The 20,249-nt window shown below is 65.5% G+C and carries 16 protein-coding genes; 4 read left to right on the top strand and 12 right to left on the bottom strand.

Annotated elements, in window-relative coordinates:
* Positions 1-108 precede the first annotated feature (108 nt).
* From fdhF to mobB, 9 genes are all read right to left on the bottom strand, one after another.
* Complete coding sequence (fdhF, locus tag RAD10_RS23495) at positions 109-2,877, bottom strand: formate dehydrogenase subunit alpha (RefSeq protein WP_461619405.1); 2,769 nt, start codon at positions 2,875-2,877, stop codon at positions 109-111.
* Positions 2,874-4,580 (bottom strand): NADH-ubiquinone oxidoreductase-F iron-sulfur binding region domain-containing protein, encoded by a 1,707-nt coding sequence (locus tag RAD10_RS23500; RefSeq protein ID WP_461619406.1) that lies wholly within the window; start codon positions 4,578-4,580, stop codon positions 2,874-2,876. The genes fdhF and RAD10_RS23500 overlap by 4 nt, the downstream gene beginning before the upstream one ends.
* Before the next feature lie 284 nt (positions 4,581-4,864).
* Positions 4,865-5,146, bottom strand: coding sequence for a hypothetical protein (locus RAD10_RS23505; protein ID WP_461619407.1), 282 nt, complete (start codon positions 5,144-5,146; stop codon positions 4,865-4,867).
* Between the two features lie 88 nt (positions 5,147-5,234).
* Complete coding sequence (locus RAD10_RS23510; protein WP_461619408.1) at positions 5,235-6,887, bottom strand: OFA family MFS transporter; 1,653 nt, start codon at positions 6,885-6,887, stop codon at positions 5,235-5,237.
* 346 nt (positions 6,888-7,233) lie between these two features.
* Complete coding sequence (locus RAD10_RS23515) at positions 7,234-9,258, bottom strand: sensor histidine kinase (protein WP_461619409.1); 2,025 nt, start codon at positions 9,256-9,258, stop codon at positions 7,234-7,236.
* The gene (locus tag RAD10_RS23520) at positions 9,251-10,684 is read right to left on the bottom strand and encodes a sigma-54-dependent transcriptional regulator (protein ID WP_461619410.1); all 1,434 of its coding nucleotides are present in this window, start codon (positions 10,682-10,684) and stop codon (positions 9,251-9,253) included. Before RAD10_RS23520 ends, RAD10_RS23515 begins: the two co-directional genes overlap by 8 nt.
* Before the next feature lie 196 nt (positions 10,685-10,880).
* A complete protein-coding gene (locus tag RAD10_RS23525) occupies positions 10,881-11,114 on the bottom strand; it encodes a sulfurtransferase TusA family protein (protein ID WP_091956259.1) in 234 nt (77 codons plus the stop codon).
* Between the two features lie 45 nt (positions 11,115-11,159).
* Positions 11,160-12,416 carry a molybdopterin molybdotransferase MoeA gene (locus RAD10_RS23530; RefSeq protein WP_461619411.1) on the bottom strand — a complete coding sequence of 419 codons (1,257 nt, stop codon included), beginning with the start codon at positions 12,414-12,416 and terminating at the stop codon, positions 11,160-11,162.
* A gap of 9 nt (positions 12,417-12,425) precedes the next feature.
* Positions 12,426-12,953: a molybdopterin-guanine dinucleotide biosynthesis protein B gene (gene mobB / locus RAD10_RS23535; RefSeq protein WP_461619412.1), complete on the bottom strand. Its 528-nt coding sequence runs from the start codon at positions 12,951-12,953 to the stop codon at positions 12,426-12,428.
* Positions 12,954-13,165: 212 nt separating this feature from the next.
* Between mobB and RAD10_RS23540 the strand changes: the two genes are divergently transcribed.
* The 3 genes from RAD10_RS23540 to RAD10_RS23550 all read left to right on the top strand — a co-directional run bounded on the left by RAD10_RS23540 (position 13,166) and on the right by RAD10_RS23550 (position 15,015).
* Positions 13,166-14,056, top strand: a complete 891-nt coding sequence (locus RAD10_RS23540) for a formate dehydrogenase accessory sulfurtransferase FdhD (protein ID WP_461619413.1) — start codon at positions 13,166-13,168, stop codon at positions 14,054-14,056.
* On the top strand, positions 14,037-14,693 hold the full coding sequence (gene mobA / locus RAD10_RS23545) for a molybdenum cofactor guanylyltransferase MobA (protein ID WP_461619414.1): 657 nt from the start codon (positions 14,037-14,039) through the stop codon (positions 14,691-14,693). Before RAD10_RS23540 ends, mobA begins: the two co-directional genes overlap by 20 nt.
* Positions 14,694-14,784: 91 nt before the next feature.
* On the top strand, positions 14,785-15,015 hold the full coding sequence (locus RAD10_RS23550; protein WP_461619415.1) for a hypothetical protein: 231 nt from the start codon (positions 14,785-14,787) through the stop codon (positions 15,013-15,015).
* A 54-nt stretch (positions 15,016-15,069) separates the two neighbouring features.
* Here RAD10_RS23550 and RAD10_RS23555 read toward each other — a convergent pair whose 3' ends face one another.
* From RAD10_RS23555 to RAD10_RS23565, 3 genes are read right to left on the bottom strand one after another with little or no spacing between them, the layout of a single operon-like run.
* Complete coding sequence (locus tag RAD10_RS23555; RefSeq protein WP_461619416.1) at positions 15,070-17,019, bottom strand: molybdopterin biosynthesis protein; 1,950 nt, start codon at positions 17,017-17,019, stop codon at positions 15,070-15,072.
* Positions 17,020-17,032: 13 nt separating this feature from the next.
* Complete coding sequence (locus RAD10_RS23560) at positions 17,033-18,139, bottom strand: molybdopterin-binding protein (RefSeq protein ID WP_461619417.1); 1,107 nt, start codon at positions 18,137-18,139, stop codon at positions 17,033-17,035.
* A 54-nt stretch (positions 18,140-18,193) separates the two neighbouring features.
* Entirely contained in the window at positions 18,194-19,021 is an 828-nt protein-coding gene (locus RAD10_RS23565) for an ABC transporter substrate-binding protein (RefSeq protein ID WP_461619418.1), read from the bottom strand.
* A 271-nt stretch (positions 19,022-19,292) separates the two neighbouring features.
* Between RAD10_RS23565 and RAD10_RS23570 the strand changes: the two genes are divergently transcribed.
* Positions 19,293-20,186, top strand: a complete 894-nt coding sequence (locus tag RAD10_RS23570) for a substrate-binding domain-containing protein (protein ID WP_461619419.1) — start codon at positions 19,293-19,295, stop codon at positions 20,184-20,186.
* The last annotated feature ends 63 nt before the right edge of the window (positions 20,187-20,249 follow it).

Consider the following 20,249-nt stretch of genomic DNA (forward strand, 5'->3'; position numbering starts at 1 on the left):
TGCCCCGGCCAAGCCGGGGCATGACAGCAATTGCTGAGGCGAGCCTCGTGCGCGGGGACGACAGCGGAGTTGGGAGCGCGATGCCGCCGAACTCCGCTGAGACGAACCCTACTCCGCCGCGTCCCGCATTTCCACCCGCTCGGCTCTGGCCGCGCAGAACTTGAACTCCGGGATCTTGCCGAACGGATCGAGCGCCGGGTTGGTCAACAGGTTGGCCGCTGCTTCTGCGTAGCAGAACGGCATGAACACCATGTTCTCCGGCACGTCGCGGTCCGAGCGCACCTTGACCTCGACCGCGCCGCGGCGGGTCTCCAGGCGAATGAAATCGCCCGGTGTGAGGTTCTTCTTGCGCATGTCCTTCGGCGACATGAACGCGACGGCCTCGGGCTCGATCTGGTCGAGCACCTGCGCGCGGCGGGTCATCGAACCGGTGTGCCAGTGCTCCAGCACGCGGCCGGTCGACAGCACCATCGGATACTCGGCGTCGGGGATCTCGTCCGGCGGGATGACCTTGGCCGGCACGATCTTGCCGCGGCCGCTCGCGGTCGGGAATCCCGTGGTGAAGATGATCTCGTTGCCGGGCTTGTTGGGATCGTCGACCGGATAGGTCACCGCGCCTTCGCGGACCAGCCGCTCCCAGGTGATGTTCTTCAGCGACGGCATCAGCTCTGCCATCTCGGTGAACACGTCGCCGGGGCCGGCGTAATTCCAGGGCAGGCCCATGCGCTTGCCGATCTCCTGGATGATCCAGAGATCCTGCCGCGCATCGCCCGGCGGCTTGATCACCTGCCGCGCGAGCTGCACGCGGCGATCGGTGTTGGTGAAGGAGCCGTCCTTCTCCGCGAACGCCGAAGCCGGCAGGATGACGTCGGCATGGAACGCGGTCTCGGTGACGAAGAGATCCTGCACCACGAGATGATCGAGCATGGCGAGTGCCTGGCGCGCATGCTGCAGATCCGGATCGGACATCGCGGGGTTCTCACCCTCGATATACATGCCCGTGATCTCGCCGGCGTGGATCGCATTCATGATCTCGACCACGGTCAGGCCGCGGACGGGATCGAGATCCTGCTGCCACAGCTTTTCGAAGCTGCCGCGCAGATCGTCGCGACCAACCGGCTGATAGTCCGGCAGGAACATCGGGATCAGGCCGGCGTCGGAGGCGCCCTGCACGTTGTTCTGGCCGCGCAGCGGATGCAGGCCGGTGCCGGGACGGCCGACCTGGCCGGTGATCAGCGCCAGCGCAATCAGGCAGCGCGCATTGTCGGTGCCGTGGACATGCTGGCTGATGCCCATGCCCCAGAAGATGATTGACGATTTTGCGCGGGCATAGGTTCGCGCGACCTCGCGCAAGGTTTGCGCCGGGATGCCGCAGATCGCTTCCATCTTCTCCGGCGTGAATTCCTTGATCTTCTCCTTGAGGTCCTCGAAGCCTTCGGTGTAGCCGGCGATGTACTGGTCGTCGGTCAGGCCTTCGGTGATGATCGTATTGATCATCGCGTTCAGCATGGCGACGTCGGAGCCGGGCTTGAACTGCAGATGCTTGGTCGCGTGGCGCGACAGCGTCTGCCGGCGGGGATCCATCACGAACAGCTTTGCGCCGTTCTGCTTGACCGCGTTCTTGATGAAGGTCGCGGCGACCGGATGGTTCACGGTCGGGTTGGCGCCGATCACGATGATCACTTCGGCATCCATCGCAGCCGAGAAAGGCGCCGACACCGCGCCCGAGCTCAGGCCTTCGAACAGCGCCGCCACCGACGAGGCGTGGCACAGACGGGTGCAATGGTCGACGTTGTTGGAGCCGAAGCCGGTGCGCACCAGCTTCTGGAACAGATAGGCCTCTTCGTTCGAGCCCTTGGCCGAGCCGAAGCCCGCCAGCGCCTTCACGCCCTTCTCGTCGCGGATCTTGACGAGGCCCTTGGCGGCGATGTCGAGCGCTTCCTCCCAGCTCGCTTCACGGAAATGCGTGAAGGGATTGGCGGGATCGACCTGGTCGTTGGAATCCTTCTTCGCGTTCGGCAGCCGCACCAGCGGTTTGGTCAGGCGATGCGGGTGGTGGATGTAGTCGAAGCCGAAGCGACCTTTGACGCAGAGACGGTTGCGATTGGCGGGGCCGTCGCGGCCCTCCGCATAGATCACCTTCTCGTCCTTGACCTCGTAGGTCACCTGACAGCCGACGCCGCAGAACGGGCAGAGCGAATCCACCTTCTTGTCGGCGTAGGTGACACGGGTCTGCTTCTCGTCGAGCATCACGGCCGGCATCAACGCGCCGGTCGGGCAAGCCTGCACGCATTCGCCGCAGGCGACGCAGGTGGACTCGCCCATGGGATCGTCGAAGTCGAACACGATCTTCGAGCCATGGTTGCGGTAGGCCATGCCGATGACGTCGTTGACCTGGACCTCGCGGCAGGCGCGCACGCACAGGCCGCACTGGATGCAGGCGTCGAGGTTGACGCGCATCGCCGGATGGCTGGCGTCGGTTTCCCAGCGCTCGGCGGCCGGGAAGCGGCTCTCGGTGACGCCTGTCGTCTCGGCCCAGTGCCAGAACTTCGAATCAGGATCGTGCGAGGTCTCGCGCGCCGGCTGGTCGGCGACGAGCAGCTCCATCACCATCTTCTGCGCCGACACCGCGCGCGCGGACTCGGACTTCACCTTCATGCCGACCGACGGCGTGCGCTTGCAGGACGCGGCCAGCACGCGCTCGCCCTCGATCTCGACCATGCAGGCGCGGCAATTGCCGTCAGGCCGATAGTCGGGCGCGGGCGAATAGCACAGATGCGGGATCTCGCGGCCCTGGCGTTTTGCGACTTGCCAGATCGTCTCGCCGGGATTGGCCTCGACCTGCTTGCCGTCGAGCTCAAACGTAATCTTGGTCATTCGGCCGCTTCCTTGAACTCGTCAGGGAAATATTTGATCACGGTGGCCAGCGGATTCGATGCCGCCTGTCCAAGCCCGCAAATCGAGGCATCGCGCATCGCCTGGCTCAATTCTTCCAGAAGAGCGCGGTTCCACACCGGCTTCTGCATCAGCAGCGCCGCCTTCTGGGTTCCGACGCGGCACGGCGTGCACTGGCCGCAGCTCTCGTCCTCGAAGAATTTCATCAGGTTCAACGCCGCCGCGCGCACGCTGTCCTTTTGCGACAGGATCACGATCGCGGCAGAGCCGATGAAGCAGCCGTATTTTTCCAGCGTGCCGAAATCGAGCGGGATGTCGTCCATCGACGCCGGCAGGATGCCGCCGGATGCGCCGCCCGGGAGGTACGCATAGAACTGATGGCCGTCGGCCATGCCGCCGCAATATTCGTCGATCAGCTCGCGCACGGTGATGCCCGCGGGTGCGAGCTTCATGCCGGGATTCTTGACGCGGCCCGAGACCGAGAAGCTGCGCAGGCCATGACGCTCGTGGCGGCCATTGCCCTTCCACCAATCGGCACCCTTCTCGACGATGTCGCGCACCCACCACAGCGTCTCGATGTTGTTGATCAGCGTCGGCAGGCCGAACAGGCCGACCTGGAACGGATAAGGCGGCTTGTGCCGGGGCAGGCCACGCTTGCCCTCGATGCTTTCGAGCAGTGAGGATTCCTCGCCGCAGATATAGGCGCCGGCGCCGCGGCGCATGTGCAGCGTCGGGCCGCCCGGCGGAAGCTTTGCGATCTCGCGCTCCAGGATCTCGCGCGAGGCCGGATATTCGTCGCGCAGGTAGATGTAGACATCGGAGGCCTGCACCACATGCGCGCCGATCAGCATGCCCTCGATGAAGCGATGCGGATCGCTTTCGAGATAGACGCGATCCTTGAAGGTGCCGGGCTCGCCCTCGTCGCCGTTGATCGCCATCAGCCGCGGACCGGGCTCGCCGAGCACGGCGCGCCATTTCCGTCCCGTCGGGAAGCCGGCGCCGCCAAGGCCACGCAGCGAAGCGTCATCGAGCCCCTTCAGCAGATCGTCCTTCGACAACTCGCCGGAGCGCACGCGATTGAGCAGCTTGTAGCCGCCACCCGCGACATAAGCGTCGTAGTCGACATATTTGGGCAGATGGGCGTGGGTGTCGCCGGCCTTCGCGGCCGCCATCACATTGGCGACGGTCGCATGATCGACGAAGTTGTGGCCGACTTCCGCGGCTGGCGCGGTGTCGCAGCGGCCGACGCACGGCGCGCGGACGACGCGGATGCCGGGACCCGATGAGTTCTGCAGATCCTCGAGCAGCTTCTCAGCCCCGAGCATCGCGCAGGTGATAGAATCGCAGACGCGGATCGTCAGCGGGGCGATATCCGGCTCGCCTTCCTTCACCACGTCGAAATGCGCGTAGAAGGTCGCGGTCTCGAACACCTCGGCGAAGGCGAGCTTCATCTCGTCGGCGAGCGCGGCCAGATGCGCGGCCGAGATCTGATGATATCTGTCCTGGATCAGGTGCAGATATTCGATCAGGAGATCACGCCGCCGCGGCCTGTCGCCGAGCAGCTGCTCGATCTCGTGCGCGGCGGTGGGATCGACCTGCCGCCCCTTGGGCGTGGCCTTGGCTCGCTTGCGTCCCTCACCGGGATGCTCGAACGGGCGGACCTTGTGCACGTCGTCGTGGCTCATCGATTCGTCTCGATCTCGTCTTTTAGAACGACTCCAGTTCTAGCTCCTGGCATGCCAGATGCCAAGCAAATTATCATGCTCACGGAAGCAGTTAAGCGCAGCCCAAGGGCAACCCTGGATCGCTGCCCGGACACGGCCTTGCGTTCGTCCAACGCGCCAATCGATAGAACGAAGCCTGAATTGGTCTGGAGATCAATAAAGGCTTCCCATGCTGCGATAGCGAAATCGTATCGAGCTCCGCTCCGAGGCTGCAGGTGACCTCTCCGCGCCCCGATGCTGACGGGTCAGCTCTTGCCCATGCACTCCTCGATATAGAACCAGCGATCGTCGCCCGCGAGGCCCTTGGCCTTCACGTCCTTGCGGCACTCCCTAAGCTTCGGCTTGTTGGCGATCCACTTGGCCTTCATGTCCTTGAGCTTCTGCGCGGTCAGCTTGATCTTGCCGGGCTTGGCCTCGGTCGCGGCGGGCGGCGTTACAGCCGGTGCAGCGGCGGTCTGCGCGGATGCGGATTGCAGGGCGCCGGCAACGAGCAGCATGGCGGCGACACAAACGAGTTTACGAACCATCGAATTCCCCCAGGGGTGATTTTGAACTCTCGAAATGAGCGGCGGGAGCGCGCGCATGGCGCGCTCCCGCTCGCGATGAAATGGGCGATCAGAATATCTTGACCGCGCTCTCCAGCGTCTTCCAGACACCCCAAGCCAAGGGAACGCCGACGAAGGCCCAGAATAGCGCCGCCTTGGCGTCGAGCCCGCCAAATCCGATGCCGTAGGAGCCGTGCGGCCCCGCGGCAGCGGCGCTGGCGCTCGCCGCCTGCAACTTGGCGACGTCGGCCTCCTTCATGTGCCACTTCGAATCGACCGGCTTGACCAGATAGTTGCAGATCAGGCCCGCGATCAGCATCGCGCACAGGATGTACATGGTCGTGTTGTAGAGCTGGTCGCGCGGCACGCCGGCCGCGAGCTGGAACTCGCGGATGTAGTTCACGACGACCGGGCCGATGATGCCGGCCGTCGACCACGCCGTCAGCAGCCGGCCGTGGATGGCGCCGACGAACTGGGTGCCGAACATGTCGGCGAGATAGGCCGGCACCGTGGCGAAGCCACCGCCATACATCGACAGGATGATGCCGAAGCCGAGCACAAACAGCAGCTTCGAGCCCATCGCCGCGAAGGTCGGCGCCAGTGCGTAGAGCACGATGCCGAGGATGAAGAAGGTGTAATAGGTGTTCTTGCGCCCGATCTTGTCAGACAGCGACGCCCAGAAGAAACGGCCGCCGATGTTGAACAGCGACAGCAATCCCGCGAAGCCGGCGGCGATCGCCGCGATCTGCGCCTTCTGCCCGGCATCGAGCGCGTTGAAGCCGACGTCCGGCAGGCCGATCAGCTTGCCGCCGAAGATCTCCTGGAGCATCGGCGAGGCCATGCCGATCACGCCGATACCCGCCGACACATTGAGGCAGAGCACCCACCAGATCAGCCAGAACTGCGGGGTCTTGTGCGCGTCGTTGAGATGGACGTTGTTCTTCGAGATCATCGCGTTGGCCTTGACCGGCGGGGTCCAGCCCTCGGGCTGCCAGCCGGGCGGCGGCAGGCGATAGCGGAATGCGCCGATCATCATGAACACGAAGTAGATGACGCCCATCGCGACGAACGTCTCCCAGACGCCGACCGAAGTCGGGGTCTTGAAGTAGTTCATCAGCAGGTTCGCCAGCGGCGCGCCGATCATGGCGCCGCCGCCGAAGCCCATGATGGCCATGCCGGTCGCCATGCCGCGGCGGTCCGGGAACCACTTCACCAGCGTCGACACCGGCGAGATGTAGCCAAGGCCGAGGCCGACGCCGCCGATCACGCCCGATCCCAGCCACAACAGCCACAGCTGATGGGTGTAGACGCCGATCGCACCGAGGAAGAGTCCGCCGCACCAGCACAGGGCCGAGACGAAGCCGGCTTTGCGCGGACCCACTCGCTCCAGCCAGCCGCCCCACACCGCCGCGGCAATGCCGAGCAGCACGAAGAACAGCGTGTACATCCATCCCATGCTGGCGACCTTCCAGTCGCAGCTGGTCGTGAACAGCTCCTGCAACAGCGAAATGTCACCGCAGGTCTTCGGCGCGGTCACGCCGATCGCGCGCGACAGCGGCAGCCAGAACACCGAGAAGCCGTAGGCCATGCCGATGCAGAGATGAATGCACAGCGCCGCCGGCGGCACCAGCCAGCGATTGAAGCCGGCGGCCGCGATCGTGCGTTCACGATCGAGCAAGCCGGAAGCACCAACCGGTGCAAGAACGGTATCGGCAGTCGTCATAAGCATTCCCTCCCAAGCGCGGCCTTGCCGGCACATCGGTTTGAGACCGGTCGTGTGCGTGCTTGTCAGCCGCGCATGACAGGTCGGACTTCATTCATGCCGAAGTGGAATCGTCTGGTGCGCATCCGTCTTGTGCGCCGAGCAAGCAACTGATCGCGGGCGATGTCCCTTCGCCTCGCAAGCAGCGTTGCCGTGACGGCTATCGCGCCCTCGTCCCCCTCAACACCCTGTCTTTGGGAAGAGCAACGCGCGTGCCAGAAGTCGCATCGTGACGATTCAACGACTTCCCGCAGCGCAACGTGCCGCGCCGGACAGAATGTCCCGAATCCAAGGACAAAATGTCCAATCAGGTCGCTTCGGGCAGCCACATCGTGAAGGTGCTCCCGGAACCGAGGTGGCTTTCGGCCGTGATCTGTCCGCCCTGGCGCTTGATCAGCGTCTGGCTGATGGAGAGGCCCAGTCCGGTGCCTTGCCGCCGTTTCGTGGTGTAGAAGGGGTCGAATATCTTTTCGATCACGTCTGCGCTCATGCCGATGCCGGTATCAGTGACCTCGATGGCGACACCTTGATGGCCGTCGCGCTCGGCATCGAAGGAGCGGAGCGTCAGGGTTCCGCCGTCCGGCATGGCGTGGATCGCGTTGACGATGAGATTGACCAGGACCTGCTGCAGCTCGTTCCGGTTCATCAGCACGAGCCGGCTGGCGCGGTCGTCCCTGACCACGGCGATCTCGGTCTTGTTCAGAAGATGCTGCACCAGCGGCAAGCAATCGGAGATGACGCTTGTCGGCGCATGGCGCTCGACATAGCCGGCATATTCCTCCGGCCTTGCAAACTGCAACAGCTTGGTCACGATCTGGCTGATGCGGTGAATCTGCTCGTCGAGCAGGCGAAACTCGACCTTCGCCTTGTCGGCATCGGCCCCGAACACGCTGCGGATGACGTCGAGATTGCCCTGCATCACCGCGATCGGATTGTTGATTTCGTGCGCAACGCCGGCGGTGATCTCGCCGATCGCAGCCAGCTTCTCGGACATGATGAGCTGCTTGGTGGTTGCCTCGAGCTTGAGATTGGCGTGCTCGAGGTCCCGAGTGCGCTCCAGCACGCGGACGTTCAGTTCCTCATTCCATTCCCGGAGCTGCCGGTCGCGTTCCTGGATCTGGTCGAGCAGGCTGTCGAGATGAACCGCGACGCGGCCGATCTCGTCACCCAACACCGGCATCTTGGTGCGGGCGGAGAGGTTCCCGCGCTCCACCTCGCCGATCGTCGCCGTGACGCGCTCCAGCGGCATGAAGATGGAGGTCGCCCAGCGCAGGAAGATCGGTACGGTCGCGGCGGTGATCGCGATGAACGCTGCGATGATGATCACCAACGTCTGGTATTTGGCTTCGCTGAACGGCTTCTCCAGAAAGCCGACATAGAGCATGCCGACCCGCTTGCCATAACTGTCGACGAGCGGCTCGTAAGCGGAGATGTACCAGTCATTGACCACGAAAGCGCTGTCGAGCCAGGTGTGCCCCTCGCCCAGCACGGCCGAGCGCACCGCCGCCGACACGCGCGTGCCGAGCGCGCGCCGTCCCTCGAACAGACGGACGTTGGTCGATATCCGCACGTCGTCCAGGAACAGCGTCGCGGTGCCCTGGCTGCCCTCCGGCAGGCTCGCCGCGCGGTAGACGAGATCGTTGATCGTGTCGATGAATTCGAGATTCTGGTTGAGCAGCGTGCCGCCGACCAGCGCAGCGGCGCCTCCGTCAGGCAGCATCGCCCGGCTCGCAGCGTGCACGACCATGCCGCGCGTCTCCGTGCTGCGGTCGGTCGGCACCGCGTTCGGGGTCGGCACCAGATCCAATCGCGCGCGCTCGGCCAGGGCCGGCGAAATTGCGGCCAGCTCGTCATTGCCGAAAATATCGACGCCGGTCGCAGGGACCTGACCCGACAGCGCCGACATGATGATCGGCCAGTCGCCTCTCGGTTGATGCTGCAGCGGCGGCGATGAGGCCAGAACGTCGCCGCGATCGTTGGTCAGGTACAGGAAATCGAGACCGATCTCCTTGCGGGTCTCGTCGAGCAGGTCCTGCAGCGAGCCGCGTGCATCCGGCGCCAGCACCTCCTGGAAGCGGGCCGACAGGCCGAGCGCCCGGATTTGGACGCCGGTCTTTTCCAGGATGCGGGCGAGATATTGATGGGCGATGGTGAGATCGCCGTTCACCTTGGAGATCAGGGCCGCGTCGAATTTCGCGTTCCAGCGATAGATTGCAACGCCGAGCAGGAGCGGCAGGATGACCAGCATCGGCAGCAGAGCGATCGCGAGCAACCGGAAGCGGACGGAGCGTCCCCGCACGAGCTCACCGCTGCGGCGCGCACCATCAGACATCCCATAACGCGCATTTGCGGTCGATGGTCTTGCGCGAGATACCGAGGCGCCGAGCCGCCTCCTCGCGATTGCCATTGACCTCCTTCAGCACGCCGAGGATGTGACGTCGCTCAAGCTCGGCGAGACTGTCGGCGGGCGTCGACTGACCGTCGTTGCGGGGACCGGCGAAATCGTCGGGGAAGGCGCCGAGGATCAGCGTACGCTCGATCAAATTGCGCAGCTCGCGCACATTGCCCGGCCAGTCATAGCTTGCGAGCGCCGCCCGCACCGAGGCGTCGATCGGCACCGGCGGCATGCCGAGCTGAGTCGACAGCTTGCTCATGAAGATGGCGGCAAGCTCCTGCACGTCATCGCCGCGATCCTTCAGGAGCGGCAGGTGGATCTGCATCACGTTGAGCCGGTAGAACAGATCGGCTCGGAAACGGCCCTTCTCGACCTCTTTCTGAAGCTCGGCATTGGTTGCGAAGATGAAGCGCAGGTCGACCGGAACTTCACGCTCGGAGCCAACCGGACGGACGCGGCGGTCTTCGAGCACGCGGAGCAGCTTGCTCTGCATCGGCAGCGGCAGCTCCCCGATCTCGTCGAGGAACAGAGTGCCGCCATGCGCATACAGGAACAAGCCCTCACGCCCCGAATCGGCGCCGGTGAAGGCGCCCTTGATGTGCCCGAACAGCTCCGCCTCGATCATCTCGGGCGGAATCGCCGCGCAATTCACGGGCACGAAGGGCTTGTCGGCGCGATCGGACAGCGAGTGGATCGAGCGTGCTGCCACTTCCTTCCCGGTGCCGGACGCCCCGGTGAGGAGGACCGAGGTCGGCAGGCGCGCGACGCGCGCGATGGTCTCACGCACGCGCAGCGTCGCTGCCGACTGTCCGATCAGATTGTCGCGCAGAAAGGTGCGGTCGGACGAGGCGCGCAGGGCGTAGCGCAGGACATAGTTCTCGCGCTGGAGGCGGACACGGTCGAGGCATCGTGCCACCGCGTTGAGGATCTGGTTGGAGCGGAACGGCTTGAGCACGAAATCGGCCGCACCGGCGCGCAGGGCCTGGATCGCGGTGTCGAGGTCGGCATAAGCGGTGATCAGGATGGCGTCGGCGAAAAAGCCGACGGCGCGCTGCTCGGCGAGCCAATCGACGCCGTTCTTGCCTGGCATGATGTTGTCGAGAATGACGACGTCATAGCGATTGGAATCGAGCTTGCGCGAGGCCTGATCGGTATCGGCCGCCTCATCCACCAGCTTGCAGCGCGGCCCCAGCGTGCGCACCAGGAAATTGCGCATGCCCGGCTCGTCGTCGACGATCAGGATCGAGGCCTGCGCCAGCGCGCCGAACTCCGGCCCTGCGGCCGTCTTGCCGGGCTTGACGGCAGGCTCGCGGCCCGCCGCGGGACCTGCGGCAGCGCCTGCCCTCGATGTTGAGAAAGTCATGCCCGACGTCTTTGAGAGTCTTGGGTTTGAGGGTCTTAGGATTGAGGGTCTTGGGATTGAGGGTCTTGGGTTTGAGAGTCTTGGGTTTGAGCTCATCCACGGCACCAATCGGCGCCTTTCGCATTGCAGCGAAGTTCCGGCCGTGTCCCGCGCAGGCCAACATAGTCAAACGTCGCCGCCGTGAATATTCGCCTTTCTACGGGGCGTCGCTCTTTTCGACCAGGAACACGATGCGCGCCTCGTTGCGCTCGGTGATCTCGACCTTGTCGCCGGTCTCGCGGATCAGGTTCGGAATGTCAATCACCGACAAGGGATCGGTGCAGTGGACCTCGAGCTGATCGCCCGGCTGTAACGGCTTGAGCGCCTTGCGCGTCTTCAGGGCGGGCAGCGGACATTTCAGTCCGGTGAGATCGAGCGTCATTCTGGTCATGGGCGCAACATGGCGGGACCAATCGATGGCGTCAACGCAAGGCCGCTAGAGCAGATCGGCGTAGGACAAAAAGCCTACGTCCTGCCCCGGCTCGACGCCCGTGACGCTCTCACCGAGCTCGACGAGACCGCCGGTCTCGACCAGCGAGGACAACAGCCCGGCCCCTTCGCGCGGGAACTTCACCGCCTCCAGCGTGCCGTCCTGCGCCCGCCGCAACGAGACGCGAACATATTCGCGCCGGCCCGCCTTCTTCTTGTAGGTGAAAGCCGCCCGCACCGGGATCGGCAGAAGCGGCTCCGGCAGGCCACCGGCGAGCGCCAGCACCGTCGGTCGCACCACATGGACGAAGGTGACGAAGCTCGCGACGGGATTGCCGGGCAATCCGATCAGCGGCGTGCCGTCGATGATCCCCATTGCCACGGGACGGCCAGGCTTGATCGCCATCCGCCACAGCACCAGCGAGCCGATGCCCTCGACCGCCGCCTTGACGTGGTCCTCCTCGCCGGTCGAGACGCCGCCGGTGGTGAGGATCAGGTCATGATCACCCGCCACCTGCTTCAAGCCATTGCCGAGCGAAGTCCGCTCGTCGCGCAAGATGCCGAGATCGCTGACCTCGCAGCCAAGCCGGCGCAGCATCGCCATCAGCATGAAGCGGTTGGAATCGAACAATTGCGAGGCCGCGCGCGGCTCGCCGGGCGAGGCCAACTCGTCGCCGGTCGAGAACACCGCAACGCGAATGCGCCTGATGACGTCGAGACTGACAAGACCGAACGCGGCGGCGAGCGCGACATGCTGCGGCCGCAAGCGCTGGCCGGCGCGCAGCGCAATGTGCCCCTTCGGGATGTCCTCGCCCGCGGGGCGAACATTGGCACCGGGCTTCAGTCCCGGCGGCAGCACGATCCTGCCGGAATCGTCGATGCGGACGTCCTCCTGCATGAAGACGGTTTCGGCATCCGGCGGCATCGGCGCGCCCGTGAAAATGCGCGCGGTATGGCCGGGCTTGATCGGCGCCTGTGCGAGGCCGCCGGCCTGGATGCGGCCGTCGAGCGGGAACGCCCGCTCCGCGCCTTCAGGAATGTCGCCGTTGCGCACGGCGTAGCCGTCGACGGCCGAGTTGGTGAAGGGCGGCAGCGGCAGGGGCGCTGCGACATCGCGCGCCAGCACACGCCCGTCTGCTTCGACCAGCGCCACGGTCTCCAGATCGGCGATCGCATTGACGCGCGTCGTGATCAGGCCAACGGCCTCGTCGACCGACATCATCGGGCCGCCGAAGGCAAAGCAATCGTCCGACAGTTGCGCCATGGTGCCTCGTCAGCGCATCGCAGCGCTTCTAGCGACCGCTTCCTCGACCGGCATCGCCGCGCGCAGCATCAATGATGCGGCTGCCGCGATATCGTCGAGATGGACAGTCGGCAGCCCAGTGTCAATGGCGGTGTCGGCCGCGATCCCGGCGATCCCGGGATCGTCGGGAAACAGCAACGGCTTGCCGTTCGCCGCGCGATGCACCTCGATCTTGCGATGCGGCTCGCGCTTGAAGCCCTCGACCACGACGAGATCGACCGCGGAAAGCTTGCCCAAGAGTTCCGGCAACCGCGGCTCCGCCGCTCCGCGCAGTTCGTGCATCAGGGCCCAGCGGTTTGACGACGCAACCAGCACCTCGGCCGCGCCGGCCTCGCGATGGCGCCAGGAATCCTTGCCGGGCACATCGACGTCGAACTGGTGATGCGCATGCTTGATGACCGAGACGCGCAGCCCTTGCGCGTTGAAATGCGGGATCAGCCGCGTCAACAGCGTGGTCTTGCCCGCACCGCTCCAGCCTGCAAGGCCGATGACTTTCATTCCAGCTCCGTGTCCGCGAGCGACTTGGCTCCTGATGGAACCACTCTCTCCTCCGTCATTGCGAGCGCAGCGAAGCAATCCAGAAATGTATCCGCGGTGGCACTCTGGATTGCTTCGTCGCTTCGCTCCTCGCAATGACGAACGGAGGCATTTCGTTTTCCGTCAGCATGCTTATATCGGCTTGACCCGAATGTCATGCTAACCTCGCCGCCATGATGAAGATCGACAAAGCCCCGGTGCCCCTGATCGTCCCTGACACGGCCGACCCGCGCCTGACCCAGAGCGTGACCGGGACCGACCAGACCGGCGCCAGGGTCGAGATCAAAGTGCCGATGGAGCGGCCGCTGACGCTCTACCTGAATTCCCAGGAGATCGTCACCATGATGACGATCGGCGATTACCCCGAATATCTGGCGCTCGGCTACCTGCTGAACCAGAACATGCTGAAATATAATGACGTGGTCACCGAGGTCGAATACGACGACGACCTCCAGGTGGTCGTGGTGCGCACCACGCACCACACCAATTTCGAGGCCAAGCTGAAGAAGCGCACGCAGACCTCGGGCTGCGCGCAGGGCACCGCCTTCGGCGACCTGCTCGAGGCGGTCGAAAGCGTCGCACTGCCGAAGGCCGAGCTGCGCACCTCCTGGCTGTACCAGATGACGCAGACCATCAACACCATGCCCTCGCTCTATCTCGAGGCCGGCGCGATCCATGGCTGTGTGCTGTGCAGGGAAGGCACCCCGCTCTGCTACACCGAAGACGTCGGCCGCCATAACGCCGTCGACAAGATCGCGGGCTGGATGTACCGCCACGGTTTCGATGCCAGCGACAAGATCCTCTACACCACGGGGCGGCTCACCTCGGAGATGGTGATCAAGACGGTCCGCATGGGAATTCCGATCCTGGTGTCGCGCTCCGGCTTCACCGCCTGGGGCGTCGATCTCGCAAGACAGGTCGGGCTGACGCTGGTCGGACGCACCCGCGGCAAGCGCTTCATCGCGCTCGCCGGCGAGGAACGCATCGTCTACGACCAGGACCTCGCTTACGTCGAGGAAGAGTCGGCGAAGCACAAGCGCAAGGGTGAAGCTGGTGACGACTGACTTTCTGCCGACGAGCGTCCCGTCGACCCTTGGCGTGCTGCTCGCCGGCGGCCTGGCGCGGCGCATGGGCGGTGGCGACAAGCCGATGCGCACCATCGGCGGCCACACCATCCTGGCGCGCGTGATCGCGCGCCTTTCGCCCCAGTGCAGAGGACTGATCCTCAACGCGAACGGCGATCCCGCGCGTTTCGCCGCGTTCGGCCTGCAAGTCGTCGCCGACGACGTGCCCGGCTTTCCCGGTCCGCTCGCCGGCATCCTCGCCGCGCTCGACTGGACTGCGGCGAACCGGCCGGGCATCGAATGGGTGCTCAGCGCCGCCGGCGACTGCCCGTTCCTGCCGCGCGATCTGGTCGCGCGCCTGCATGAAGCGCGGAGCCAAGAGAACGCCCAGCTCGCGGTCGCGGCATCAGGCGAGCAGTCGCATCCCGTGATCGGCCTGTGGCGCGTCGGCTTGCGCGACGAACTCAGGCACGCGCTGGTCGTCGAGGACCTCCGCAAGATCGACCGCTGGACCGCGCGCTATCCTCTCGCGACGGTGACGTGGCCGACCGAGCCGCTAGATCCGTTTTTCAACGCCAATACGGTCGAGGATATCGCCGAGGCCGAACGGCTGGCGGCGCTGGATGATGCATCCTGAGGCATTGCCTGTTCATGGCCTTGAGCTCCTGGCTATGAACCGGACCTAAGAAGCGAACGACCAATGATTGGGATGTTGCCCCGGATGAGCCATGGCCGACTCTCTCTTGGAAGTCATTTTCGATGTTGTCGATATCGCGTTCGATGTTTCGGACGCAATCGATCGCACGAAGCAGCTAAGCAAGGCTGACACCGTCGAAGTCCCGTCGGACCCGAAGCCGTTGCCGGCCGCCGCCCAGCGTGCGCTCGCCGAAGCCGAGGAACGGGAGCGCAAACTCGATCAGTCCGATCAAGCCGCCAGCGGCACCGACCAGGCATCGTAGCTGCAGATCCAGCCGGTATCAGTACGCTCCTCAGCGAGGTCTTCTGCACCGTCGCTACGCAGGCCGGAATCCGGCGCGCTCCAGCGCGGCGCGGGCCTCGTTCGAGCCAAGCGCATCGAGAAACGCCTGCACCGGCGGCCGGTCTTTGCGCGCCGTGACCAGCGCGAAGTCATAATGCTCTTCCGCGAACGGAATGAAACCGAGGCCGGCCGCTTGGGCGACCGGCGCAATGGTCATGCCCCAATCGGCGCGGTGCTGCGCAACGGCTGCCGCGACTGCATTGTGCGACCGCGGCTGGTTCCAGTAGCCTTCCGGCCGCGCGCCACCGAGCAGCCGGTCGATCAGGATACGCGTGCCGGCGCCCTGGTTGCGGTTGACCATGATGCAGGCGGGATCAGCGAGAGCAGCGGCGACGGCCTCCTTCGCATCGAGGCCCTCGAAACGCCTGTCGTCCTTGCGGAAGACGATGCCCTGCATCCGCCGCCAGCCCGGCACGAGCTCGAGGCCCTCGACGAGATAGGGCGAATTGTACGTCTCGCTCTTGTCATCGAACAGATGGATCGGCGCCAAATCACATTCACCGCGCTTTGCGGCCGCGATTCCACCGAGGCTGCCGACGGCAATCGAGCGCACAGCCAGGCCGGCATGCGCGAGCTGTGCGGTGACGAGATCGAGGCCGGTGCAATGGCTGCCGACGATGACGAGATCGGGCACGCGCACATGCGGCGTGAACAGCGTCACCTCGGCTTCGGTCCCGGCCGGCATCTGGTCGGCGAGCGCGTCGACGCGCAAAAAGCCGTCGGCCTGCGCGAAGGACGTGATCGCGCCAGACCCCTTGCCGGAGGGGTAGGCGATCAGGCCGTCCCTGCCCTCGACCAGCGACACCATGACGAACTCGGTGCGGCCGAGCTCGGAAGCAATGCGCACCGGCACGGTCGCGTTCACCTTGGCATCCGAGCGCGGCGGCAAGCCGGCCAGCTTGCGCAGCACCGGCACGATCATGTCGTGGAAGGTAAACATCGCCGAGGTCGGAAAGCCCGGCAGGATCACCACCGGCTTGCCGTCGCACACCGCAAGGCACAACGGCTTGCCAGGCTTGAGCGCAACACCATGCGCGACGATGCCGGGCTGGCCGAGCCGACCGATGATGCGATGGGAAAGGTCGCCTGCGCCTTTCGAGGTGCCGCCGGACAGCACCAGCATGTCGGCATCTGCGAGTGCGGTGCGCATGGCAGCTTCGAGCCTGGCTTCATCGTCGGCAACGGCGCCGAGGAAGATCGCCTCGCCGCCATTCTCGTCGATCGCTGCGGCGACGATGGCGCCGTTGGTATCGTAGATCGCGGCGGGCGGAAGAGCCCCGCCGGGCTGAACCAGTTCGTCACCGGTGGAGATCACCGCAACCCGCGGCTTGCGCGCGACGGTCACCTCGGCAATGCCGCAAGCCGCGAGCATGCCGATCTCGCGCGAGCCGATGATCGTGCCGGCACGCAGCAGCGCCTCGCCGCGCGCAATGTCGGATCCGGCGTACGACACGAATTGTCCCGGCGAGACGGCACGGCGGACGTCGATTGCATCGGATCCAACCGGCTGGGTGTGCTCGACCATGACGACCGCGTCGGCGCCACGCGGCAACGGACCGCCGGTGGCGATCGGCGTTGCGGTTCCCGCCGCCACTTGCATCCTTGGCGCGGTGCCGCAGTGGATGGTCTCGCCGTTCAGCGTGAGGCGCCGAGGAGCGCCTTCGCCAGCCGCCGCAAGGTCGGCCGAGCGCACGGCAAAACCGTCGACATTGGAGCGATCGAACGGGGGCACGTCGATCGGCGCAGTGATGTCTTCAGCGAGCGCCACGCCGAGCGCATCGCCGAGCTTGCGCTTTTCGCTCGGAACGGCGCGCGGGAACAACGCGGCCTCGAAGCGCGCCAGGGCCTCCTCGCGCGAGAGGATCTTGAGGAACTGCTCTTGTTCGAGCGCGCTGCGGATTTGCGATTGCGGGTTCATCGACATGTCAAAATCCATATCATTCCCGCATCAGATAGGCATCGACCGGCACGCCCGCCGCAAATCCCTCGTCCGTGGCGGGAATGAGCAGCCATGCGTCCGCACCGGCAACAGCTTGGAGCGGCCATTCGCCCACGGCAAGCGGCATCCACGCGCGATGTTCCCAGGCCAGCAAAGCGATCTCGGCGATGCCGACGGTGGACGCGATTTTTCGCGCAAGCGGCAGGCTCACCTGCCGGCGCGGCCGGCGCGCCGATAGTCGGTCGACGAGCGGAAGCACGAGCGCGAGCCACGCTGCCAACGCATGATCCGGCGAGCCGGGCAAGGCGACGACGGGAACCTTTCCGAGCTTCGCGACCGCGGCAGTCCGCCCAGGCTGAAGCGCAAGACCGTGGGCAATCAGATGACCACGCTGAGCCAGCGCGGCGACGGCCGCATCGCCGCGGCCAACGCCGCTGCCGCCGAGCGTCAGGATCAGATCGCAGAAGGACGTATCGAGCGCATCGGCAATCGACGCCGCATCGCGCGCGCCGGTCTCATACGTCTTCACATCCAGTCCCGCAGCGCGCGCGATCCCGGCGATCATATGCATCGTTGCCGTTGCACCCGGCACGTTGACGATGCGCAGCCGGGGCCGACGCACGCCGAGCTTGTCCAAACCGGCAATGCGTGCGAGCAGCAGATCGGCTGCGACGACCGGTTGGCCCTCGGCGCCGGCCGGCGTGCGCTCCGCGATGTCGCTGCCGCCACGCCTGACGCCGTGCCCCGGCACGCCCTCCACCAGCACCTGCACGAGTGGCCCCGATGCATCGATCGCGTCGGCATCGAGCACACAGTCGCAGCCGGCGGGCATCGGGTCACCGGCCTCGACCCACGCGGGTGCTCGGGTCAAAGGCAGCGGCGAATAAGAGGACGCGCCGACGAGATCGTTGGCGCAGAGCGCCCAGCCGTCCGCGGCGGCGATGTCGTGATGCGGATGGGCCGCAAGCAGCGGCGTGCCCGCCGCGATGCAGCCGGCCGCTTCGCTCAGCGGCAACCCCACCGGTGCAAGCGGCTCAAGCTCGCTCAGCAACGCGGCGAGCGCGGTGTCGAGCGGCGTCAGCGATGGCGGCAGGCGCTGGGTCATGCGCCATGGTGGACCATGCATCGCCCGGTTTGGCAACCACCGGCGATGCCGACGTCAACCGCCCGACCGGTCCGCATTGGGGAAGAACAGCTGCTGTCCGTCGACCTTGTAGCCTGCGATCGCCGTCTGCCCCTCCGGCGAGGTCAGCCAATCGATGAAGGTCTGCGCGAGATCCTTCTTCACGTTCGGAAACTTCTCGGGGTTCACCAGCATCACGCCGTACTGATTGAGCAACCGCCGGTCGCCTTCGACGACGATATCGAGATCGCCGCGATCCTTGAAGGCGATCCAGCTGCCGCGATCGGACAGCACATAGGCATTGGCGGCGCGCGCGGCATCGAGCGCCGAGGCCATGCCCTGTGGCGCCTCGCGATACCAGGGACCCTTGGCCCCGGCGATGTCGATGCCGGCGACGATCCAGAGCGCCAGCTCCGCAGCATGGGTGCCCGACCGGTCGCCGCGGGTCACGAACGGTGCGCCCTTGGCCTCGATCGCCTTCAGCGCCGTCGCGATGTCCTTGCCCTTGACGCCGGCGGGATCGTTCTTCGGCCCGATCAGCACATAGTCGTTGTACATCACGTCAAAGCGCTTCACGCCAAACCCGTCGGCGACGAACTTCTCCTCCTGCGGCCGCGCATGCATCAGAACGACGTCGGCCTCGCCCCTTCGCGGCCCGTCGAGCACCTCGTCGGCGCGCCGCGCGATCACCGTCACGTCGACGCCGGTCTTGTCGCGGAAGATCGGCAGCAGATAATCGAGCAGGCCGGACTCCTGCGTCGACGTGGTCGAGGCCAGCACGATTGCGCGGTCTTCCGCGGACGAGGCCGCAACGCCCGCGGTGAGGCCGCAGAAGAGTGCGAATGCAACGGACAGGCGGCCCATAATCAGGTTCCCATTGGCTATGACCTGATCATGATGGTGATCGATTGCGCCGCGCTCGTGACGCGTTTGCGCCGATGCGCTCTCGCAATCGGGAAATTTCGGCAAAGCTGAGCGCGCTTTAGGATCGTTCACCAAAGCAGAAATCGCGTGCGAGGATGTGTTGCAAAGCAGCGAGATGATCGGGCATGGTTCCGGCGGACACGAATTGAAATGCAGAATTCCACCTGCGTTAGACGTCAAAAAGAAGCAAGAATTTGCATAGGAATGCAGGATGGAATTCCTGACGACCAGCGAAGCCGCCGACTATCTTCGGCTCGGCGAACGCAAGCTCTACGAACTCGTCACCACAGGCGCGATCCCCTGCACCAAGGTGACCGGGAAGTGGCTCTTCCCACGCCACGAACTCGATCTCTGGGTGCTCTCGGGCCTCGCGCGTCCGGCCGGCATGCTGATCGCGGAGCCGCCGCCGGTCGTGGGCGGCAGCCAGGACGAGCTGCTGGATTGGGCCTTACGCGAATCCGGCTCGGGCCTGGGATCGATGAGCGAGGGCAGCGTGCGCGGGCTCGAGCGCTTGCAGCGCAACGAGGTGATGGCGGCGGCGATACATTTCCACGGCCTGGATGCTTCCGATGATCTCGCTGGGGATGCCAGTGTCGAAGCGCTGCGGGCCGCTCCGGATTTGCATGATGCGGTGCTGGTCGCGTTCGTGCGCCGCGAACAGGGTCTCGTGCTGCCGCAGGGCAATCCCAAGCACCTGCACGGCCTGACCGACGTGCTCGCGCTCGGCGCCCGGATGGCGATGCGGCAACAGGGCACAGGCGCGCAGATGCTGCTCGACGTGCTCCTGAAGCGCGCGGGCGCCACGACGCGGGATTTGCGCCGGGTCGAGACGCCGGCCCTCACCGGACCGGATCTTGCCGAACTGGTCCGCGCCGGCCAGGCCGATTGCGGCATCGCCACGCGCGCCGCCGCGCGTTCGGCCGGCCTCGATTTCGTGCCGCTGGTCTGGGAGAATTTTGACCTCGCGATGCGGCAGCGCAGCTATTTCCGCCCCGCCATGCAGGCCTTGATCGGATTCCTGAACGAGCGGCGGCTGCGCCAGCGCGCCGAGGAGCTGACCGGCTACGATCCCTCACCCGCGGGGCGGATCCGCTTCGCAGCCTGACATTGACGCCCGCCCCAAAATAGTTGCAAAAGAAACCAATTCAGCCGGGCATACCCGGGGCAA

The organism is Bradyrhizobium sp. 23AC (genome assembly GCF_054863025.1).